Source organism: Pseudomonas sp. ZT5P21, from assembly GCF_054897785.1.
Genome location: NZ_CM142705.1, coordinates 1,993,824 through 2,011,618, shown reverse-complemented (window position 1 = coordinate 2,011,618; position 17,795 = coordinate 1,993,824). Strand labels below are relative to the sequence as shown.

The window sequence follows — 17,795 nt, the reverse complement described above, 5'->3', positions numbered from 1 at the left end:
GAGGATAAGTGTCAGGAGGGAGGTAGATCGCGGTCTATGGGCCACAGAAAATCATTGTGGGAGCGAGCTTGCTCGCGATGAGGCCCTCTCAGTCAACATTGATGTTGAATGTGAGACCGCCATCGCGAGCAAGCTCGCTCCCACAGGTATTGGGTGATATTTGAGATCTGTTTAGCTGGCCGCCATCAAACCATTCCGGCGACGGTGAACGTCGAGCTGATCCTTGATCACCCGCAACACCTTGGCTTCGTGCTCATGGATGAAGAAGTGACCACCGGCCAGCATGTCCACGGAGAAGCTGCCGTGGGTTTCCCTGCTCCAGCCGATCAATTGTTCGGGGGTCGCGCGATCAGCCTTGCCGCCGAGCACGTGCACAGGGCAGTTCAGCAACGGACGCCGGATCGGTTCGAAACGGCCGCACAGCAGGAAGTCTGCGCGCAGGATTGGCAGCGTCAGGCTCATCAGCTCTTCATTGGCCAGCACTTCTTCGCTGGTGCCATTGAGGGTGCGCAGCTGCTCCATCAGCTTGGCATCGGTTTTCGGAACGGCAAAACCCTGGTCATAATCAGCCCGCATGGTCGGTGCGGCCGTGCCTGAAGCGAACAGCGCCACCGGCTCCGGGCAACCCAGCGAGCGAAAGGCGTGGGCCATTTCACAGGCCAGCAATGCGCCGAGGCTGTGACCGAACAACGCGTACGGTGCCTTGAGCGTGGCTTTCTGTTCCTGCGCGAGTTGCAGCGCCAGGCGCCGCATATCGGTGTGCAACGGTTCGCCGAACCGCGCGCCGCGGCCCGGCAGTTCCACCGGCTGCAACGTGAGCCACTCCGGTAGTATGCGCCGCCAGCGGCTGTACACCATGGCGCTCGCGCCTGAATAGGGCAGGCACAGTAATGTCAGCTGGGTCACCGGGCGTACCTCGAAAAGTTGTCTGATAAGAGAACGGATGAGCGAGCCAGGGAATTAGTCGTACAGATAACCCTGTGGGAGCGAGCTTGCTCGCGATGGCGGGGTGTCAGCTTGCATCAATGGCGCCTGACACACCGCTATCGCGAGCAAACTCGCTCCCACAGGTAAATCATCATTTCAAGTGGCGATAGCTTTGCACCGCGGAACCGAGGACCACCGCCCCCGCCGCAATCGCCACCCAGAACCCGCTGCGCGCCCCGAACGCATCCACCAGCCAACCCGAACTGGCCGCGCCAATCGCCACGCCAATGCTCAACCCGGTCACCAACCAGGTCAGGCCTTCGGTGAGTTTGGCGGGCGGCACGATGCGCTCCACCAACGCCATCGCCACAATCAGCGTCGGCGCAAAAAACAGCCCGGCAACGAACACCGCCAGCGACAACCCAAGAATGTTGGTCGCCAGCAGCAGCGGCAAGGTGGTCACCGCCGTCGCCACCCCGCCGTACAGAAACAGGCGCGGCAACGGTACTTTCGAGCGCAGCGCGCCGAATGCCAACCCGGCCAGGCATGAGCCAATCGCATACACCGAGAGCACGATGCTCGCTGCCGCCGGTTGCCCCTGATGCTGGGCGAAGGCGACGCTGACCACATCGACCACGCCAACGATGGTGCCCAGAGCGACCATCAGCAACACCAGCAGTTGAATCTCGCCGGAACGAATGATCGAGCGCTGATGGTGTTCTTCATGGGGATGTATCGCCGGCTCGGTGTCCCGTTGCAGCACGAACGCCGTGACGCCAATCGCCAGCATCAGTAACGCTGCCAACGGTCCCGCTTCGGGGAACGCCACCACACACAACCCCACCGACAACGGTGGCCCGACAATAAAACAGACTTCGTCGAGCACTGACTCCAGAGCATACGCGGTCTGCAATTGCTGCTCGCCACGGTAGACCTCGGTCCAGCGCGCCCGCACCATCGCCGACATACTCGGCATGCAACCGGCCAGCGCGGCGAAAAGAAACAACGTCCACTGCGGCGCCTCAAGTCGGGTGCACAGCAACACCAACAACAAGGCCCCACCACCGATCAGCGCCGACACCGGCAAGATCCGGCGCTGCCCGAAACGGTCCACCAGCCGCGAAACCTGCGGCGCGCAAAACGCCGTGGCCAACGCAAACGTCGCCGCCACCGCGCCGGCCAGTCCGTAGCCGCCTTGCAACTGCGAGAGCATGGTGATCAGGCCGATACCGGTCATTGAAATCGGCATGCGCGCGATCATGCCGGCCAGCACAAAGGCTCGGCTGCCCGGGGCTTTGAACAGTCGCGGTAGGGGTTGGCCATGGTTCGGCTCTCGACAAGGGCCTGCACGTTGCCATAAAGGCTGATGAAGGGGAAAGGGTCGAATTGTTGGTTGAATGTGAAGGCCTTGAAGATCAAAAGATCGCAGCCTTCGGCAGATCCTACAGAAGATCGCATTCCAACGTAGGAGCTGCCGAAGGCTGCGATCTTTTGATCTTGTCGCTGAACTCTGCGCCGCCCAAACCAGTCAGCTAATTAAGCGCCTCACCTCAAGGCGCTAACCTTCCGGCGGCATGAGCCTCTATCCGGAGTTTCGCGGCAATGGCCGATCATCATCCCGAACGACAAAGCGCCATCGACGCCCATGGCATCATCGGCGACATGCGCAGCGCGGCGCTGGTTAACGACAAGGGCAGCGTGGATTTTTTCTGCTGGCCGGAATTCGACAGCCCGTCGATCTTCTGCGCGCTGCTGGACACGCCCCAGGCCGGCATTTTTCAACTCGCCCCAGACCTGCCCGACGCTCGCCGCGAGCAAATCTACCTGCCCGACACCAACGTGCTGCAAACCCGCTGGCTCAGCGACCGCGCGGTGGTCGAAGTCACCGATCTGCTGCCGATCGGCGACAGCGAAGATGATCTGCCGGTGCTGATGCGCCGGGTTCGGGTGGTCAGCGGTCAGGCTACGTTTCACATGCGCTGCGCCGTGCGGCATGACTATGCTCGCGCCAAGACTCGCGCGCGCCTGGATGAAAAGGACGTGGCATTCGAGGCAGCCGATCAGCCGTCCATGCGCTTGTCATCGGACCAGGAATTGCGTGTCGAGGGCGACGCGGCGGTGGCCGGATTCACCCTGAAACAGGACCAGGGCGCGCAGTTCCTACTGGGTGGCTTCGACGATCCCCGCTTCAAGGAAGGGGCCGCAAATCTGTGCATGGCGCGCACGCTCAAGTTCTGGCGAGATTGGACCGGCCAGTCCAACTACCGGGGTCGCTGGAGGGAAATGGTCAACCGCTCTGCCCTCGCGCTGAAGCTGCTGACCTCGCGCAAACACGGCGCGATTCTCGCCGCCGCGACGTTTGGTCTGCCGGAAACACCGGGCGGCGAACGCAACTGGGACTATCGCTACACCTGGATCCGCGACGCCTCGTTTACCGTCTATGCCTTCATGCGCCTGGGGTTTGTCCAGGAAGCCAACGATTACATGCGCTGGCTGCGCGGGCGGGTCAGCGACTGCCACGGCAAACCGATGAAACTCAACATCCTCTACGCCATCGATGGCCGTCAGGAACTGCCGGAAATCACACTCTCGCACCTGTCCGGCCATGGCGGCGCCACGCCGGTGCGCATCGGCAACGGTGCGTACGAACAGGTCCAGCTCGACATCTTTGGCGAACTGATGGACGCGGTGTACCTGGTCAACAAGTACGGTGACGCCATCTCCCATGAAGGCTGGAAACACGCGGTGGAAGTGGTCGATCAGGTCTGCGAAAGCTGGCAGAAAAAAGATGTCGGTATCTGGGAAATGCGCGGGGAGCAGCATCATTTTCTACACTCTCGATTAATGTGCTGGGTGGCGCTGGACCGGGCGATTCGCCTCGCCTCCAAACGCTCCCTGCCCGCCCCGTTTGCCCTTTGGGACCAGACCCGTCAGGCGATCCACGCCGACATCTGGGAAAACTTCTGGAACGAAGAGTGCGGGCATTTCATCCAGCACATCGGCGGCACTGCTCTGGATGGTTCGATGCTGCTGATGCCGCTGGTGCGCTTCGTCAGCGCCAAGGATCCGCGCTGGCTCGCGACCCTTCAAGCCATTGAAAAAAACCTGGTGCGCGACGGCATGGTTTACCGCTATCGCAATGACGACACCCGGATTGATGGCCTCGAGGGTACCGAAGGCGCCTTCGCGGCGTGCTCGTTCTGGTATGTCGAATGTCTGGCCCGGGCCGGTCAGGTGGAAAAGGCGCATCTGGAGTTTGAACAACTGCTGCGGTACGCCAACCCGCTGGGGTTGTATGCCGAGGAGTTCGACAGCCATGCGCGGCATCTCGGCAACACACCGCAAGCGTTGACGCACCTGGCACTGATCAGCGCGGCGAGTTTTCTGGACCGGAAATTGAATGGGGAGAAGAATTCGTGGCAGCCTTGAAACCGTGTCGCCCCTTTCGCGAGCAAGCCCGCTCCCACATTGGATTTTCGACGTTCACCAAACCCTGTGGGAGCGGGCTTGCCCGCGAAGGGGCCATGAGGCCAGGTTCACAGGTTCGGCCAACGTACCAAGGAACTGATGTTCCACGTAATCCAGGCACCTACGACCATTAAACAGAACCGATCACCAACGCTCTGAAAATCCTTCCGCCTCCGGACAATCGTTTGTTGCCACCCGTTACATCCCCACCTAACATCCCCCGTCAACGGGCACAGCGGAGCTGTCCAAAAAACCCGAATTCAAGGAACCCGAATGACCCAGCGCATCCACCGCAGCATTGACACCCCGCTCCGTTCAGGCCTGAACCGCGATGAACTGTGGGAAGGCGCCGATAAAGGCCTGATCAAATGCTGGGAAATCGGCCGCCAACGCGCCACCCGCTTCCCCGAACTCGCCCAACAATGCCTCGCCGGCGAACTGCCGGTGTTGGGATGGAAAGGTGGCGTCAGCCGCAGCCTCAAAAAGCTTGAAAAATACGGATCCCTCAAGTACCTCGCCCAGTGGCAGGGCCTGCGTGGAGAAGACCTCGAGGTTGATTTGGGCGAAGAGCGTGCGCTGACCTGCTCCCGGACCAGGATGGTGGTGACGTTTACGCCGGATCGGGCGAAGTATTTTAATCAGGTAGTGGAAACGGAAAACTAAGGGACAGGGACAATGGGGAAACTGACGGAAAACCGCTCGCGATAGGCTTGCGGTGTCACGCCCATGGCGCGCAGAAAACTGCGCCGCAGCGTCTCTTCGCTGCCAAACCCGCACTGCACCGCGACCCGTTTGATCGGCACACCGGTGTCGCTGAGCAACCGCCGCGCCGTCTCGACCCGAATCAGTTCGATGGCCCGTGCGGGCGTCTGGCCGGTGTCGGCGCGGTAGTGGCGGACGAAGCTGCGTTCACTCATGCCCGCCTGTAGCGCCAGGGTGGCAATACCCAAGTCCATGGTGAGATTTTCGCTGATCCAGGCGTGAAGTTCATCGAATCGGCTGCCTTCCTTTTGCAATGACAAGGTCACGCTGAACTGCGACTGGCCGCCCGGTCGTTTGAGAAAAACCACCAATTGCTGCGCCACTTCCAGCGCCAGGGTGCGACCGAGATCAGCTTCGACCATGGCCAGCGCAAGGTCGATGCCGGCAGTGACCCCGGCCGAGGTCCACACCGGGCCGTCATTGATGAAAATCGGATTGGGCTCGACCCGCAGCCGTGGATGCCGCTGCGCCAGCTGCTCACACCGAGTCCAGTGGGTGACCACCCGACGGCCATCGAGCCAGCCACTGGCCGCCAGTAAAAACGCCCCGGTGCACACCGATGACACCCGACGGCATCCCGCCGCATGCTCACGCACCCATGCCACCAATTTCGCATCCTCCGCCGCCGCGTAAACGCCCCAGCCACCAGCAATGATCAACGTGTCGCTGCCCTGCACAGGCAATGGTTCGGCGAACAGCGCCAGCCCTGCCGACGACATCACCGCCCCGCCGCGGCTGGCAATCACCGTCGGCGCGTAAGGCGGCGGCAAACCTTTCTGGACGGCAATGTCGTTGGCCGAGGCGAACACCTGCAACGGCCCGGTGACGTCGAGCAGTTGCACATTGGCAAAAGCGAGCACATGAATGGTCTTGGGCATGGTTGGCGTAATTCGTGGGTTAATTGGCGTATGCGCCAAATCCTACGAGCCTACAGTGAAGCCGTCCACCCACTTCGAGAGAAAAACACCATGACGTTGCAGATCGGTTTTCTGTTGTTCCCACAGGTTCAGCAACTGGACCTGACCGGCCCTTACGACGTGCTGGCCTCGCTGCCGGACGTGAAAGTGCATCTGATCTGGAAGGACCTGCTACCAGTCACCGCGAGCACGGGTCTGGTGCTCAAACCCACCACTACCTTCGACGATTGCCCCGCGCTGGATGTGATCTGCATTCCTGGCGGTAGCGGTGTCGGGCCGTTGATGGAGGATGACGGGACCTTGGCGTTCATCAAGACTCAAGCGGCCCATGCGCGGTATGTCACTTCCGTTTGCACGGGAGCGCTGGTGCTTGGCGCTGCGGGTTTGCTCAAGGGCAAGCGCGCCACCACGCACTGGGCTTATCACGAGTTGCTTGGACCGTTGGGTGCGATCCCGGTGAAGGATCGGGTGGTGCGCGATGGCAATCTGTTGACCGGCGGCGGGATCACGGCCGGGATCGATTTCGCGCTGACACTGACAGCTGAATTGTTCGATAAGGACACGGCGCAACTGGTGCAGTTGCAGCTGGAATATGCTCCTGCGCCGCCGTTTGATTCGGGTAGCCCGCAGTCAGCGCCCGCTTCTGTTCTGAAGGAAGCCCATCGGCGTTCCGCGCAATCGCTGCAGCAACGGGCGCAGATTACCGAGCGAGTGGCGGCAACACTTAACTTGTAGAAGCGAGGCTCGCCCGCGAAGAAGGCGACTCGGTGGTTTTGTATAACCGCGTCACCGTTCTTCGCGGGGGCCCACGTCTAAACACAGACGAAAAAAAACCCGCCAGAGGCGGGTTTTTCCCAAGACCATTATCGACTCCCTGTCGGTAGCGAATCCTTGCTGATGGTCGATCATCCGTGATCCTGAAGCGCTTCCTGTGCTTCAGTTGATGAAGCTAGATTACGCATCGGATCCAATCTGCAATAGACGACATAGCTACCATCGCGTGTAAGACATTCGCTATAGCCGCCCTTCCGAAAACCCTTAGATGCTTCAGGTATCGAGCGCGCAAGCCGCGCGTTTCGCGACCTGCAGCCGCTTCGACGGCAACGGGTGCAACCGTTACTTTTCCTGACGCTCGCGAGCCTTGGTGTTGATCTTCAGAAACTCTTCGATATTGCTCATCTGCTCATCCCAGCCTCGGCTGTCCATGCGGAACGCCTTAAGCCGGCGTGTCTGGGGAATGTGATCGAAACCGGACTCGACGACTGTCAGCAAGGTGCCTTCGTCCATGTCCTGAAGTTCAAACTTCACCAACGTGGTGGGCTCCTGGGAGTAATCGACCTCCGGCTCTACGGCATACGGATGCCAGCGAAACGAAAAAACCCGTTCTGGCTCGACTCGCTCTACCAGAACATTCCACAGCAAATGCTCATACCCAGGATAGGTAATCTGCCCCTGAGTCCACTCACCGGCGACAAAACGCTTGCCCTCCAGTGCCACGCCAAACCACTGCCCGAACGCTTCGGCGTTGGCCAGCACACGCCAGACCTGCGAGCGCGGTGCTTTGAGCAGGATCTTCCTTTCGATGCGATCTGATGCGGGGTTCATAAGTCACCTCCTGTACTGAACAGTAGGCCTGTAAGACCATAAGACCAACCCTAAAGTTGTATCAATCGGGCTTCTCAATCAAACCTGCCTGAATTATTCGGCCGCACATCCGGGCCGAAGTTCGAAGTTGAGAACGAGAATCAACCGATTGGCGCTACTACCGTTGGCAGACGACCGTGATCAACCGCTCACACAGCAAGCAGATGCGGCTTCGCTACACTGCACCTCAATTTTTCCTGTCACAGCGAGAATCCCCATGCTCCCACGTTTGCTCCTGACGCTGACGCCATTGCTGTTCACCACCGTTGCCCATGCCGTCGATTGCACCAACGCCACCGACCAGGCCACGATGAATCAATGCGCGGCTCAGCAGAACAAGGCGGCGGACAAGGAGTTGAACGCGCTTTATCAGCAGATCGCTACGCGTTTGAAGGGCAGCCCCGACAGCAAGAAGCTATGGGTTGGCGCGCAGCGGGCGTGGATCGGCTTTCGGGATGCGGAGTGCAGGTTTTCCGCGTCTGGAGTGGAGGGCGGGAGTGTTTATCCGTTGATTTACAGCGATTGCATTACGGAGTTGACTAAGGTGCGGGTTGAGGCTTTCAAAATTTACTTGAACTGTCAGGAGGGGGATATGAGTTGCCCGGTTCCAGCGCAGTAATTTCTCGAGGGTTTTTGAGGACCTCTTCGCGAGCAAACCCGCTCCCACAGTCGACCGAGTTATTCCATCACTCCGGCCAGTTCCCCATTTGTCCGGCATGTGGCCGCCGAAGCTCCAGTCTGAGACAAGCGTAGATGCCATAGCCGGACAGTTCATCGCCCGCCAATTGACGGCAGTCCCGTACGGGGGCGAAATAGTTGTTCACCAATTGCCAGTCAGAGGATAACAAAATGGCAAGCATCACTGTCTTGGCGGGGGACTTTCTGCAGGGTGACGGAGAGTACAGAGACGGCGTTTTCACCCTGAGAACGTCGCTTCACCCGTGGCCCGGCATCACTCTGCCACTTTCCTCGTTCAAAAACGTGGAAGTCGCCAACGAAGATTCGATTAACAACATCAAGGACGCTATCGGCTTCGGCGTAGCCGGCGCCATGTTGCTGGGCCCCATCGGCGCAATTGCCGGCTTCATGCTGGCCGGGAAAGAGACCGAAGTGACCTTTCTGGCAACGCTCAAGGACGACAGAAAGCTGCTGGCTGCTGTGGACGGCAACACATTCGACGAAATTTCCCGGGATATCGCCGCTTGAATGCTCAGCGCAAGCCGCACCAGGCATCAACGGTGCGGCTTGACACCGGTTCAGATGGAATAGGTGGGGTGAATGCTTTTGTGCGCTTCGATTTCCTGGCGCATGTCCGCCACCAGCGTGGCGATGGCATGGGGACTGTCCAGCGTCCACACGGGAATGTGAGTGGCCACCAGGTCCACTTTGCCAGTCATGCAGTCGCATACCCGGATCGTCAGGGACTGGTCCGCTTCCATGTTGCAGATGCAGACGGCGGGTAGAAAACTGTGTTCGATGATGTTTTGGATTTCCAGGGTTGAAAGGAACATCGCAACCTCCCTCACGCCAGATCTGTAGCAGGGGAAATGCTCCGTCATTTCACCCACCGGGCCTGAAAATTCTAGTACTCAAACGAAGGTGTCTCAAGGCTGAGAACCGGTTGCTCGTCGTCTCAGGTTTGTCGCGAAATGCGAAAAAATCGATTTCTATTATCCTCTTCCTCCTTTAAAACCCGGCGCCAACCTTGAGCAGGCGGCGCCTTTCGTTACTCGGAGTTGAATCGGTGTTGATCAAATTGTGAGTGCCTTAAGACGCTTGTTTAAACGTGAGGATCGCCAGGCGCTTTACTCGGCGTGGCGTGCAGTGTTGCGTTAGCGGCGAGTACTGCGATTTGTTGTTCGCTCCGTTCATAGAACAAGGTGACAGGCACGAATGGGTGGCGCGCCTGCTTCATTGCCTTGTCTTTGACGTCGGAGGCGCGTTCGCGGGTTATAGTCAGGTTGAAGCTGGGGCGGTTGTCGGCAAGGACCACGCCGTTACGGTCATAGATAAATCCACGCGTGGGGGTGATTGGCACAGCATGGACGCGATTTAGTGCGATTTCCTCTAAAAGCTAGGCCGAACCTTAGCATTGTCGGGAGACTGTGACAGCCGGAAGCCGTCCGGTGTTACGGTAGGAACTTTTCTGCGGGCAAAACAAAACCCCAACTGCTTTCGCAATTGGGGTTTCGGAATTTAATCTTGACGATGACCTACTCTCACATGGGGAAACCCCACACTACCATCGGCGATGCATCGTTTCACTGCTGAGTTCGGGATGGGATCAGGTGGTTCCAATGCTCTATGGTCGTCAAGAAATTCGGTAGCCAGGTCGTGGGCCTTTGCAGGTTCACGCTCCAGCGAATGGGTATGCGATAGTTTGGTGTTTTGCGAGTCTCTCGAACTTTCGGTTCGTGTCGTCTTCACACACCGCAATCTGGCCTCTTTCGAGTTCACAAATTGCTTGGGTGTTATATGGTCAAGCCTCACGGGCAATTAGTATTGGTTAGCTCAACGCCTCACAGCGCTTACACACCCAACCTATCAACGTCGTAGTCTTCGACGGCCCTTCAGGGGACTCAAGGTCCCAGTGAGATCTCATCTTGAGGCTAGTTTCCCGCTTAGATGCTTTCAGCGGTTATCTATTCCGAACATAGCTACCCGGCAATGCCACTGGCGTGACAACCGGAACACCAGAGGTTCGTCCACTCCGGTCCTCTCGTACTAGGAGCAGCCCCTCTCAAATCTCAAACGTCCACGGCAGATAGGGACCGAACTGTCTCACGACGTTCTAAACCCAGCTCGCGTACCACTTTAAATGGCGAACAGCCATACCCTTGGGACCGGCTTCAGCCCCAGGATGTGATGAGCCGACATCGAGGTGCCAAACACCGCCGTCGATATGAACTCTTGGGCGGTATCAGCCTGTTATCCCCGGAGTACCTTTTATCCGTTGAGCGATGGCCCTTCCATACAGAACCACCGGATCACTAAGACCTACTTTCGTACCTGCTCGACGTGTCTGTCTCGCAGTCAAGCGCGCTTTTGCCTTTATACTCTACGACCGATTTCCGACCGGTCTGAGCGCACCTTCGTACTCCTCCGTTACTCTTTAGGAGGAGACCGCCCCAGTCAAACTACCCACCATACACTGTCCTCGATCCGGATAACGGACCTGAGTTAGAACCTCAAAGTTGCCAGGGTGGTATTTCAAGGTTGGCTCCACGCGAACTGGCGTCCACGCTTCAAAGCCTCCCACCTATCCTACACAAGCAAATTCAAAGTCCAGTGCAAAGCTATAGTAAAGGTTCACGGGGTCTTTCCGTCTAGCCGCGGATACACTGCATCTTCACAGCGATTTCAATTTCACTGAGTCTCGGGTGGAGACAGCGCCGCCATCGTTACGCCATTCGTGCAGGTCGGAACTTACCCGACAAGGAATTTCGCTACCTTAGGACCGTTATAGTTACGGCCGCCGTTTACCGGGGCTTCGATCAAGAGCTTCGCGTTAGCTAACCCCATCAATTAACCTTCCGGCACCGGGCAGGCGTCACACCCTATACGTCCACTTTCGTGTTTGCAGAGTGCTGTGTTTTTAATAAACAGTCGCAGCGGCCTGGTATCTTCGACCGGCATGGGCTTACGCAGTAAATGCTTCACCCTCACCGGCGCACCTTCTCCCGAAGTTACGGTGCCATTTTGCCTAGTTCCTTCACCCGAGTTCTCTCAAGCGCCTTGGTATTCTCTACCCAACCACCTGTGTCGGTTTGGGGTACGGTTCCTGGTTACCTGAAGCTTAGAAGCTTTTCTTGGAAGCATGGCATCAACCACTTCGTCACCCAAAGGGTAACTCGTCATCAGCTCTCGGCCTTAGACCCCCGGATTTACCTAAGAGTCCAGCCTACCACCTTAAACTTGGACAACCAACGCCAAGCTGGCCTAGCCTTCTCCGTCCCTCCATCGCAATAACCAGAAGTACAGGAATATTAACCTGTTTTCCATCGACTACGCTTTTCAGCCTCGCCTTAGGGACCGACTAACCCTGCGTCGATTAACGTTGCGCAGGAAACCTTGGTCTTTCGGCGTGGGTGTTTTTCACACCCATTGTCGTTACTCATGTCAGCATTCGCACTTCTGATACCTCCAGCAAGCTTCTCAACTCACCTTCACAGGCTTACAGAACGCTCCTCTACCGCATCACCTAAGTGATACCCGTAGCTTCGGTGTATGGTTTGAGCCCCGTTACATCTTCCGCGCAGGCCGACTCGACTAGTGAGCTATTACGCTTTCTTTAAAGGGTGGCTGCTTCTAAGCCAACCTCCTAGCTGTCTAAGCCTTCCCACATCGTTTCCCACTTAACCATAACTTTGGGACCTTAGCTGACGGTCTGGGTTGTTTCCCTTTTCACGACGGACGTTAGCACCCGCCGTGTGTCTCCCATGCTCGGCACTTGTAGGTATTCGGAGTTTGCATCGGTTTGGTAAGTCGGGATGACCCCCTAGCCGAAACAGTGCTCTACCCCCTACAGTGATACATGAGGCGCTACCTAAATAGCTTTCGAGGAGAACCAGCTATCTCCGAGCTTGATTAGCCTTTCACTCCGATCCACAGGTCATCCGCTAACTTTTCAACGGTAGTCGGTTCGGTCCTCCAGTTAGTGTTACCCAACCTTCAACCTGCCCATGGATAGATCGCCCGGTTTCGGGTCTATTCCCAGCGACTAGACGCCCTATTAAGACTCGCTTTCGCTACGCCTCCCCTATTCGGTTAAGCTCGCCACTGAAAATAAGTCGCTGACCCATTATACAAAAGGTACGCAGTCACCCAACAAAGTGGGCTCCCACTGCTTGTACGCATACGGTTTCAGGATCTATTTCACTCCCCTCTCCGGGGTTCTTTTCGCCTTTCCCTCACGGTACTAGTTCACTATCGGTCAGTCAGTAGTATTTAGCCTTGGAGGATGGTCCCCCCATATTCAGACAAAGTTTCTCGTGCTCCGTCCTACTCGATTTCATGGCCAAGAGATTTTCGCGTACAGGGCTATCACCCACTATGGCCGCACTTTCCAGAGCGTTCCGCTAATCTCAAAGCCACTTAAGGGCTAGTCCCCGTTCGCTCGCCACTACTAAGGGAATCTCGGTTGATTTCTTTTCCTCAGGGTACTTAGATGTTTCAGTTCCCCTGGTTCGCTTCTTAAGCCTATGTATTCAGCTTAAGATACCTAACTTGTGTTAGGTGGGTTCCCCCATTCAGACATCTCCGGATCAAAGTCTGTTTGCCGACTCCCCGAAGCTTTTCGCAGGCTACCACGTCTTTCATCGCCTCTGACTGCCAAGGCATCCACCGTATGCGCTTCTTCACTTGACCATATAACCCCAAGCAATCTGGTTATACTGTGAAGACGACATTCGCCGAAAATTCGCGATTAAACTCACAAATTTTACCTTAGCCTGATCCGTTACCAGTGAAAGTAACGTCCAGTCTATCTTTCTATCACATACCCAAATTTTTAAAGAACGATCTAGCCAAAGACTAGAAATCAACATTCACCATCATCACAATGGAATGCTCATTTCTAAGCTTTCAACAAACAGAAGCAGTAGTGGTGGAGCCAAACGGGATCGAACCGTTGACCTCCTGCGTGCAAGGCAGGCGCTCTCCCAGCTGAGCTATGGCCCCGTATTGCTACAGGTTCCCACACAAAAATTGGTGGGTCTGGGCAGATTCGAACTGCCGACCTCACCCTTATCAGGGGTGCGCTCTAACCAACTGAGCTACAGACCCAATTTCGGGCTGCTTCTTATCGTCTTCTTCAATGAATCAAGCAATTCGTGTGGGAACTTATGGAGCAGCTGATGTCGTCGATTAAGGAGGTGATCCAGCCGCAGGTTCCCCTACGGCTACCTTGTTACGACTTCACCCCAGTCATGAATCACACCGTGGTAACCGTCCTCCCGAAGGTTAGACTAGCTACTTCTGGTGCAACCCACTCCCATGGTGTGACGGGCGGTGTGTACAAGGCCCGGGAACGTATTCACCGCGACATTCTGATTCGCGATTACTAGCGATTCCGACTTCACGCAGTCGAGTTGCAGACTGCGATCCGGACTACGATCGGTTTTCTGGGATTAGCTCCACCTCGCGGCTTGGCAACCCTCTGTACCGACCATTGTAGCACGTGTGTAGCCCAGGCCGTAAGGGCCATGATGACTTGACGTCATCCCCACCTTCCTCCGGTTTGTCACCGGCAGTCTCCTTAGAGTGCCCACCATCACGTGCTGGTAACTAAGGACAAGGGTTGCGCTCGTTACGGGACTTAACCCAACATCTCACGACACGAGCTGACGACAGCCATGCAGCACCTGTCTCAATGTTCCCGAAGGCACCCATCCATCTCTGGAAAGTTCATTGGATGTCAAGGCCTGGTAAGGTTCTTCGCGTTGCTTCGAATTAAACCACATGCTCCACCGCTTGTGCGGGCCCCCGTCAATTCATTTGAGTTTTAACCTTGCGGCCGTACTCCCCAGGCGGTCAACTTAATGCGTTAGCTGCGCCACTAAGAGCTCAAGGCTCCCAACGGCTAGTTGACATCGTTTACGGCGTGGACTACCAGGGTATCTAATCCTGTTTGCTCCCCACGCTTTCGCACCTCAGTGTCAGTATCAGTCCAGGTGGTCGCCTTCGCCACTGGTGTTCCTTCCTATATCTACGCATTTCACCGCTACACAGGAAATTCCACCACCCTCTACCATACTCTAGCTCGTCAGTTTTGAATGCAGTTCCCAGGTTGAGCCCGGGGATTTCACATCCAACTTAACGAACCACCTACGCGCGCTTTACGCCCAGTAATTCCGATTAACGCTTGCACCCTCTGTATTACCGCGGCTGCTGGCACAGAGTTAGCCGGTGCTTATTCTGTCGGTAACGTCAAAACAGCAAAGTATTAATTTACTGCCCTTCCTCCCAACTTAAAGTGCTTTACAATCCGAAGACCTTCTTCACACACGCGGCATGGCTGGATCAGGCTTTCGCCCATTGTCCAATATTCCCCACTGCTGCCTCCCGTAGGAGTCTGGACCGTGTCTCAGTTCCAGTGTGACTGATCATCCTCTCAGACCAGTTACGGATCGTCGCCTTGGTGAGCCATTACCTCACCAACTAGCTAATCCGACCTAGGCTCATCTGATAGCGCAAGGCCCGAAGGTCCCCTGCTTTCTCCCGTAGGACGTATGCGGTATTAGCGTCCGTTTCCGAGCGTTATCCCCCACTACCAGGCAGATTCCTAGGCATTACTCACCCGTCCGCCGCTCTCAAGAGAAGCAAGCTTCTCTCTACCGCTCGACTTGCATGTGTTAGGCCTGCCGCCAGCGTTCAATCTGAGCCATGATCAAACTCTTCAGTTCAAACATCTTTGGGTTTTTAAGAAACCCTAAACTTGGCTCAGCAATCGTTGGTTACATCTTTGATTTCTCGCGGAGTAACTTGTGATGCTGATAATCTTGTTGACTATCAGTCTGACTCCACAAGCACCCACACGAATTGCTTGATTCAGTTGTTAAAGAGCGGTTGGTTAAGATCTTTCGTCTCAACCGAGGCGCGCATTCTACAGCGTCCTCTGTATCTGTCAAGCGGTTATTTTCAGAAGTTTTCAAAGTTTCCTTTGCAACTTCAACCACTTGCGCTTCCGATCTCTCGTTAGCGGGAGGCGAATTCTACAGCGTTGTTCGCTGCTGTCAACACCTCTTTTTCTCCGCTTTCGACCGAGAGGATCGAAACGTCAATAAGGCAAAAACACACTGCCTTACCAACTCCTTCTGGGCTTCGATGAGCTGAAGCAACTCGCTGCCGAAAATTGCGTAACTCTTTGTTTACCAAGGAGTTTTCCGTTTCGACTGCGCCGGAAGTGGGGCGAATTATAGACTTCCAGAATCTGCCGTCAACCCCTAATTTGGCTTTTCTATCAGGATGTTCAAAATCACCGCTTATATATAGACGCGCCCACCTCGAATGCGCAGTATATTGCCCAATACACGAAACAACCTTTTCGCTCCCTGCCATGGACGATGCCACGCAATGAATGACCAGCCTCGCAGCCTTGCCTCGACCCTGTTCTCGGTGGGCCTGCTATTAATAGCCATGGCGTCGATCCAGTCCGGAGCTTCCCTGGCCAAAAGCATGTTCCCTGTTATCGGCGCTCAAGGAACAACTACCCTACGACTGATATTCGCCAGCCTGATCATGCTCGTGCTTCTGCGCCCATGGCGGGCGAAGCTCAGCACAAAATCCCTGCGCACCGTCATCGTCTACGGCATGGCACTGGGCGGTATGAACTTCCTCTTCTATATGTCCTTGCGCACAGTTCCTCTGGGGATTGCAGTAGCGCTGGAGTTCACGGGCCCTTTGGCGGTCGCTATTTATGCCTCGCGTCGTGCGATCGACTTTTTGTGGATCGCCCTGGCAGCCGTCGGATTGCTGCTGTTAATTCCGACAGGAGCAGCAACTGCCAGTATCGATCTGCTCGGCGCGGGCTATGCCTTGGGCGCTGGTGCGTGCTGGGCGTTATATATTCTCTTCGGCCAGAAGGCCGGCGCCGACAACGGCGTGCAGACTGCCGCACTGGGAGTGATGATCGCGGCGCTGTTCGTCGCGCCTATCGGCATCGTTCATGCCGGCTCCGCGCTGCTGACGCCATCGTTGATCCCTGTGGCCATCGGCGTTGCCATCCTCTCCACGGCGTTGCCCTATACGCTGGAGATGGTCGCCCTTACCCGAATGCCGGCCCGCACCTTCGGTACGCTGATGAGTATTGAACCTGCGTTCGGCGCACTGTCAGGTTTGCTGTTCCTTCATGAATACCTTTCACTGTCACAGTGGATGGCTATTTTGTGCATCATTCTGGCCTCCGTCGGCGCGACCATGACCATGGGAAGTGCCGCCAAGCCCGCCGTCGCGGCGGATTGATACAGGATTTGACGCAGCTCTGGTATTTACTGCGCATTTAGGCCATGTTTAGGCCCGCAACCCAATGTCAAACATGGACTTTTCAGGATAGGGATATCAGAAACGCTTCGAGCGAAAGCGAGTACAGCCAGACCTGGGCGTAAAGATCCGGGGACGCTTTAAGGACAGTAATGAAACGAATTTTGATACTGATCGCCATACTTGCAGTTGCGGGCTGCGCGGCGACATCGGAAACCCATACAAAACGTGGCAAGAAAGGGTTACATGTCAACTGTTCCGGGCTCTCGTCATCCTGGGACAAGTGCTACACCAGCGCCGCCAATTCGTGCGCACCGAAGGGCTACAAAGTCATCGCCAAGTCAGGAGATGGCGTGGAGGAACCGGGCGATTATCCGTTTGGTCTCAATCCCGCCGGCTATACAAGCCGCAGCATGATCGTCATCTGCAAATAGGTTGATGCCGTCTCTTCAGGCCCGCGGGCTTGCGATCTGACGGCCAATCTCATCGTGACTGGACTTCAACACCGTGCGCTGGATCTCCGGAGTAGCCAGCATTCGCGCCACCACCAATGCACCGATGCATTGCGACAGAATGGCCCACGCCAGGCTGTCGCTCTCCAGAATCCGCGCCCAACTCTCCTGAAGCCGACAAATCCATTTTTCCGCCTGCTGGCGAATCAATAAGTCTGAACGGGCAATTTCCGCACCCAATGCCGGCAACGCACAACCGGATTCCGGGTGTTCGACATGGGACATGCTCAAGTAGTGCTTCAGGCAGCGTTCGAACCTGTCACGGTCCTGGTCAGCCCCCAAGCGTTCCAGGCTCTGACCCAGCTCTCGCTCAATGATTGAAGCGAAGAGTTCATCCTTCGACGAAAAATGGCTGTAGAACGCTCCGCCACTCAAACCAATTGCCTTCATCAAGGCATCGACACCGACCGTAGAGAATCCGGACTTCTTCGCCGAGACCGCACTGCTTTCCAGCAGCTTCTCCCTGGTTTCCAGTTTGTGACTGGTCGAGTAACGCATTGTCTTTCCCTCAGGATTGATCGTCTTGACGCTTGCCGAATCATAGCATAACGTTCGTTTAGTTAACGATCGTTTAGCAAAGGGGTCA

General features: G+C 56.4%; 13 protein-coding genes, 2 tRNA genes, 3 rRNA genes and 1 pseudogene. 7 read left to right on the top strand and 12 right to left on the bottom strand.

Annotated features, from left to right (window positions below):
- Positions 1–171: 171 nt before the first annotated feature.
- Together ACYZT9_RS09310 and ACYZT9_RS09305 are read right to left on the bottom strand one after the other, a co-directional pair.
- Positions 172–906 (bottom strand): thioesterase II family protein, encoded by a 735-nt coding sequence (locus tag ACYZT9_RS09310; protein ID WP_462009519.1) that lies wholly within the window; start codon positions 904–906, stop codon positions 172–174.
- A 172-nt stretch (positions 907–1,078) separates the two neighbouring features.
- Positions 1,079–2,140, bottom strand: coding sequence for an MFS transporter (locus ACYZT9_RS09305; RefSeq protein WP_462010186.1), 1,062 nt, complete (start codon positions 2,138–2,140; stop codon positions 1,079–1,081).
- Between the two features lie 389 nt (positions 2,141–2,529).
- Between ACYZT9_RS09305 and ACYZT9_RS09300 the strand changes: the two genes are divergently transcribed.
- Together ACYZT9_RS09300 and ACYZT9_RS09295 are read left to right on the top strand one after the other, a co-directional pair.
- Positions 2,530–4,356: a glycoside hydrolase family 15 protein gene (locus ACYZT9_RS09300; RefSeq protein ID WP_462009518.1), complete on the top strand. Its 1,827-nt coding sequence runs from the start codon at positions 2,530–2,532 to the stop codon at positions 4,354–4,356.
- Positions 4,357–4,668: 312 nt separating this feature from the next.
- Complete coding sequence (locus ACYZT9_RS09295; RefSeq protein ID WP_462009517.1) at positions 4,669–5,058, top strand: hypothetical protein; 390 nt, start codon at positions 4,669–4,671, stop codon at positions 5,056–5,058.
- Here ACYZT9_RS09295 and ACYZT9_RS09290 read toward each other — a convergent pair.
- Entirely contained in the window at positions 5,055–6,035 is a 981-nt protein-coding gene (locus ACYZT9_RS09290; protein ID WP_462009516.1) for a GlxA family transcriptional regulator, read from the bottom strand. The two genes, ACYZT9_RS09295 and ACYZT9_RS09290, sit on opposite strands and share 4 nt — an antisense overlap.
- A 90-nt stretch (positions 6,036–6,125) precedes the next feature.
- Between ACYZT9_RS09290 and inhA the strand changes: the two genes are divergently transcribed.
- Complete coding sequence (gene inhA, locus ACYZT9_RS09285; protein ID WP_462009515.1) at positions 6,126–6,809, top strand: isonitrile hydratase; 684 nt, start codon at positions 6,126–6,128, stop codon at positions 6,807–6,809.
- Between the two features lie 381 nt (positions 6,810–7,190).
- Here the strand turns inward: inhA and ACYZT9_RS09280 are convergent, their stop codons facing one another.
- Complete coding sequence (locus tag ACYZT9_RS09280; RefSeq protein ID WP_462009514.1) at positions 7,191–7,679, bottom strand: SRPBCC family protein; 489 nt, start codon at positions 7,677–7,679, stop codon at positions 7,191–7,193.
- Between the two features lie 256 nt (positions 7,680–7,935).
- Between ACYZT9_RS09280 and ACYZT9_RS09275 the strand changes: the two genes are divergently transcribed.
- Together ACYZT9_RS09275 and ACYZT9_RS09270 are read left to right on the top strand one after the other, a co-directional pair.
- Positions 7,936–8,337 (top strand): lysozyme inhibitor LprI family protein, encoded by a 402-nt coding sequence (locus ACYZT9_RS09275; protein WP_462009513.1) that lies wholly within the window; start codon positions 7,936–7,938, stop codon positions 8,335–8,337.
- A gap of 230 nt (positions 8,338–8,567) precedes the next feature.
- A complete protein-coding gene (locus ACYZT9_RS09270; RefSeq protein WP_462009512.1) occupies positions 8,568–8,924 on the top strand; it encodes a hypothetical protein in 357 nt (118 codons plus the stop codon).
- Between the two features lie 50 nt (positions 8,925–8,974).
- Here the strand turns inward: ACYZT9_RS09270 and ACYZT9_RS09265 are convergent, their stop codons facing one another.
- The 7 genes and pseudogenes from ACYZT9_RS09265 to ACYZT9_RS09235 all read right to left on the bottom strand — a co-directional run bounded on the left by ACYZT9_RS09265 (position 8,975) and on the right by ACYZT9_RS09235 (position 15,121).
- Positions 8,975–9,229 (bottom strand): DUF1652 domain-containing protein, encoded by a 255-nt coding sequence (locus ACYZT9_RS09265; protein WP_462009511.1) that lies wholly within the window; start codon positions 9,227–9,229, stop codon positions 8,975–8,977.
- 320 nt (positions 9,230–9,549) lie between these two features.
- Positions 9,550–9,771, bottom strand: a pseudogene (locus tag ACYZT9_RS09260) (penicillin-binding protein 2); the annotation flags it as partial.
- A 147-nt stretch (positions 9,772–9,918) separates the two neighbouring features.
- Positions 9,919–10,034: ribosomal RNA gene (rrf, locus tag ACYZT9_RS09255) — 5S ribosomal RNA — on the bottom strand.
- Positions 10,035–10,193: 159 nt separating this feature from the next.
- Positions 10,194–13,085: ribosomal RNA gene (locus ACYZT9_RS09250) — 23S ribosomal RNA — on the bottom strand.
- Between the two features lie 236 nt (positions 13,086–13,321).
- Positions 13,322–13,397: transfer RNA gene (locus ACYZT9_RS09245), tRNA-Ala, on the bottom strand.
- A gap of 28 nt (positions 13,398–13,425) precedes the next feature.
- A tRNA-Ile gene (locus ACYZT9_RS09240) sits at positions 13,426–13,502 on the bottom strand.
- An 82-nt stretch (positions 13,503–13,584) separates the two neighbouring features.
- A 16S ribosomal RNA gene (locus ACYZT9_RS09235) occupies positions 13,585–15,121 on the bottom strand.
- The 16S, 23S and 5S rRNA genes sit together here with 2 tRNA genes alongside, the layout of an rRNA operon.
- 670 nt (positions 15,122–15,791) lie before the next feature.
- Here ACYZT9_RS09235 and rhtA point away from each other — a divergent pair.
- Positions 15,792–16,679 carry a threonine/homoserine exporter RhtA gene (gene rhtA / locus ACYZT9_RS09230; protein WP_462009510.1) on the top strand — a complete coding sequence of 296 codons (888 nt, stop codon included), beginning with the start codon at positions 15,792–15,794 and terminating at the stop codon, positions 16,677–16,679.
- A gap of 170 nt (positions 16,680–16,849) precedes the next feature.
- Entirely contained in the window at positions 16,850–17,131 is a 282-nt protein-coding gene (locus ACYZT9_RS09225) for a hypothetical protein (protein ID WP_462009509.1), read from the top strand.
- A gap of 15 nt (positions 17,132–17,146) precedes the next feature.
- On the opposite strand, the gene ACYZT9_RS09220 is transcribed toward ACYZT9_RS09225, so the two are convergent.
- Positions 17,147–17,707, bottom strand: a complete 561-nt coding sequence (locus ACYZT9_RS09220) for a TetR/AcrR family transcriptional regulator (RefSeq protein WP_462009508.1) — start codon at positions 17,705–17,707, stop codon at positions 17,147–17,149.
- Between the last annotated feature and the right edge of the window lie 88 nt (positions 17,708–17,795).

Excerpts from the sequence above, each read along its gene's own strand:
- ACYZT9_RS09225 (WP_462009509.1), top strand. The coding sequence starts at position 16,850 with ATGAAACGAATTTTGATACTGATCGCCATACTTGCAGTTGCGGGCTGC.
- ACYZT9_RS09300 (WP_462009518.1), top strand. The coding sequence starts at position 2,530 with ATGGCCGATCATCATCCCGAACGACAAAGCGCCATCGACGCCCATGGC.
- ACYZT9_RS09265 (WP_462009511.1), bottom strand. The coding sequence starts at position 9,229 with ATGTTCCTTTCAACCCTGGAAATCCAAAACATCATCGAACACAGTTTT.
- ACYZT9_RS09290 (WP_462009516.1), bottom strand. The coding sequence starts at position 6,035 with ATGCCCAAGACCATTCATGTGCTCGCTTTTGCCAATGTGCAACTGCTC.
- rhtA (WP_462009510.1), top strand. The coding sequence starts at position 15,792 with ATGAATGACCAGCCTCGCAGCCTTGCCTCGACCCTGTTCTCGGTGGGC.
- ACYZT9_RS09305 (WP_462010186.1), bottom strand. The coding sequence starts at position 2,140 with ATGCTCTCGCAGTTGCAAGGCGGCTACGGACTGGCCGGCGCGGTGGCG.
- ACYZT9_RS09295 (WP_462009517.1), top strand. The coding sequence starts at position 4,669 with ATGACCCAGCGCATCCACCGCAGCATTGACACCCCGCTCCGTTCAGGC.
- inhA (WP_462009515.1), top strand. The coding sequence starts at position 6,126 with ATGACGTTGCAGATCGGTTTTCTGTTGTTCCCACAGGTTCAGCAACTG.
- ACYZT9_RS09270 (WP_462009512.1), top strand. The coding sequence starts at position 8,568 with ATGGCAAGCATCACTGTCTTGGCGGGGGACTTTCTGCAGGGTGACGGA.
- ACYZT9_RS09220 (WP_462009508.1), bottom strand. The coding sequence starts at position 17,707 with ATGCGTTACTCGACCAGTCACAAACTGGAAACCAGGGAGAAGCTGCTG.
- ACYZT9_RS09275 (WP_462009513.1), top strand. The coding sequence starts at position 7,936 with ATGCTCCCACGTTTGCTCCTGACGCTGACGCCATTGCTGTTCACCACC.
- ACYZT9_RS09280 (WP_462009514.1), bottom strand. The coding sequence starts at position 7,679 with ATGAACCCCGCATCAGATCGCATCGAAAGGAAGATCCTGCTCAAAGCA.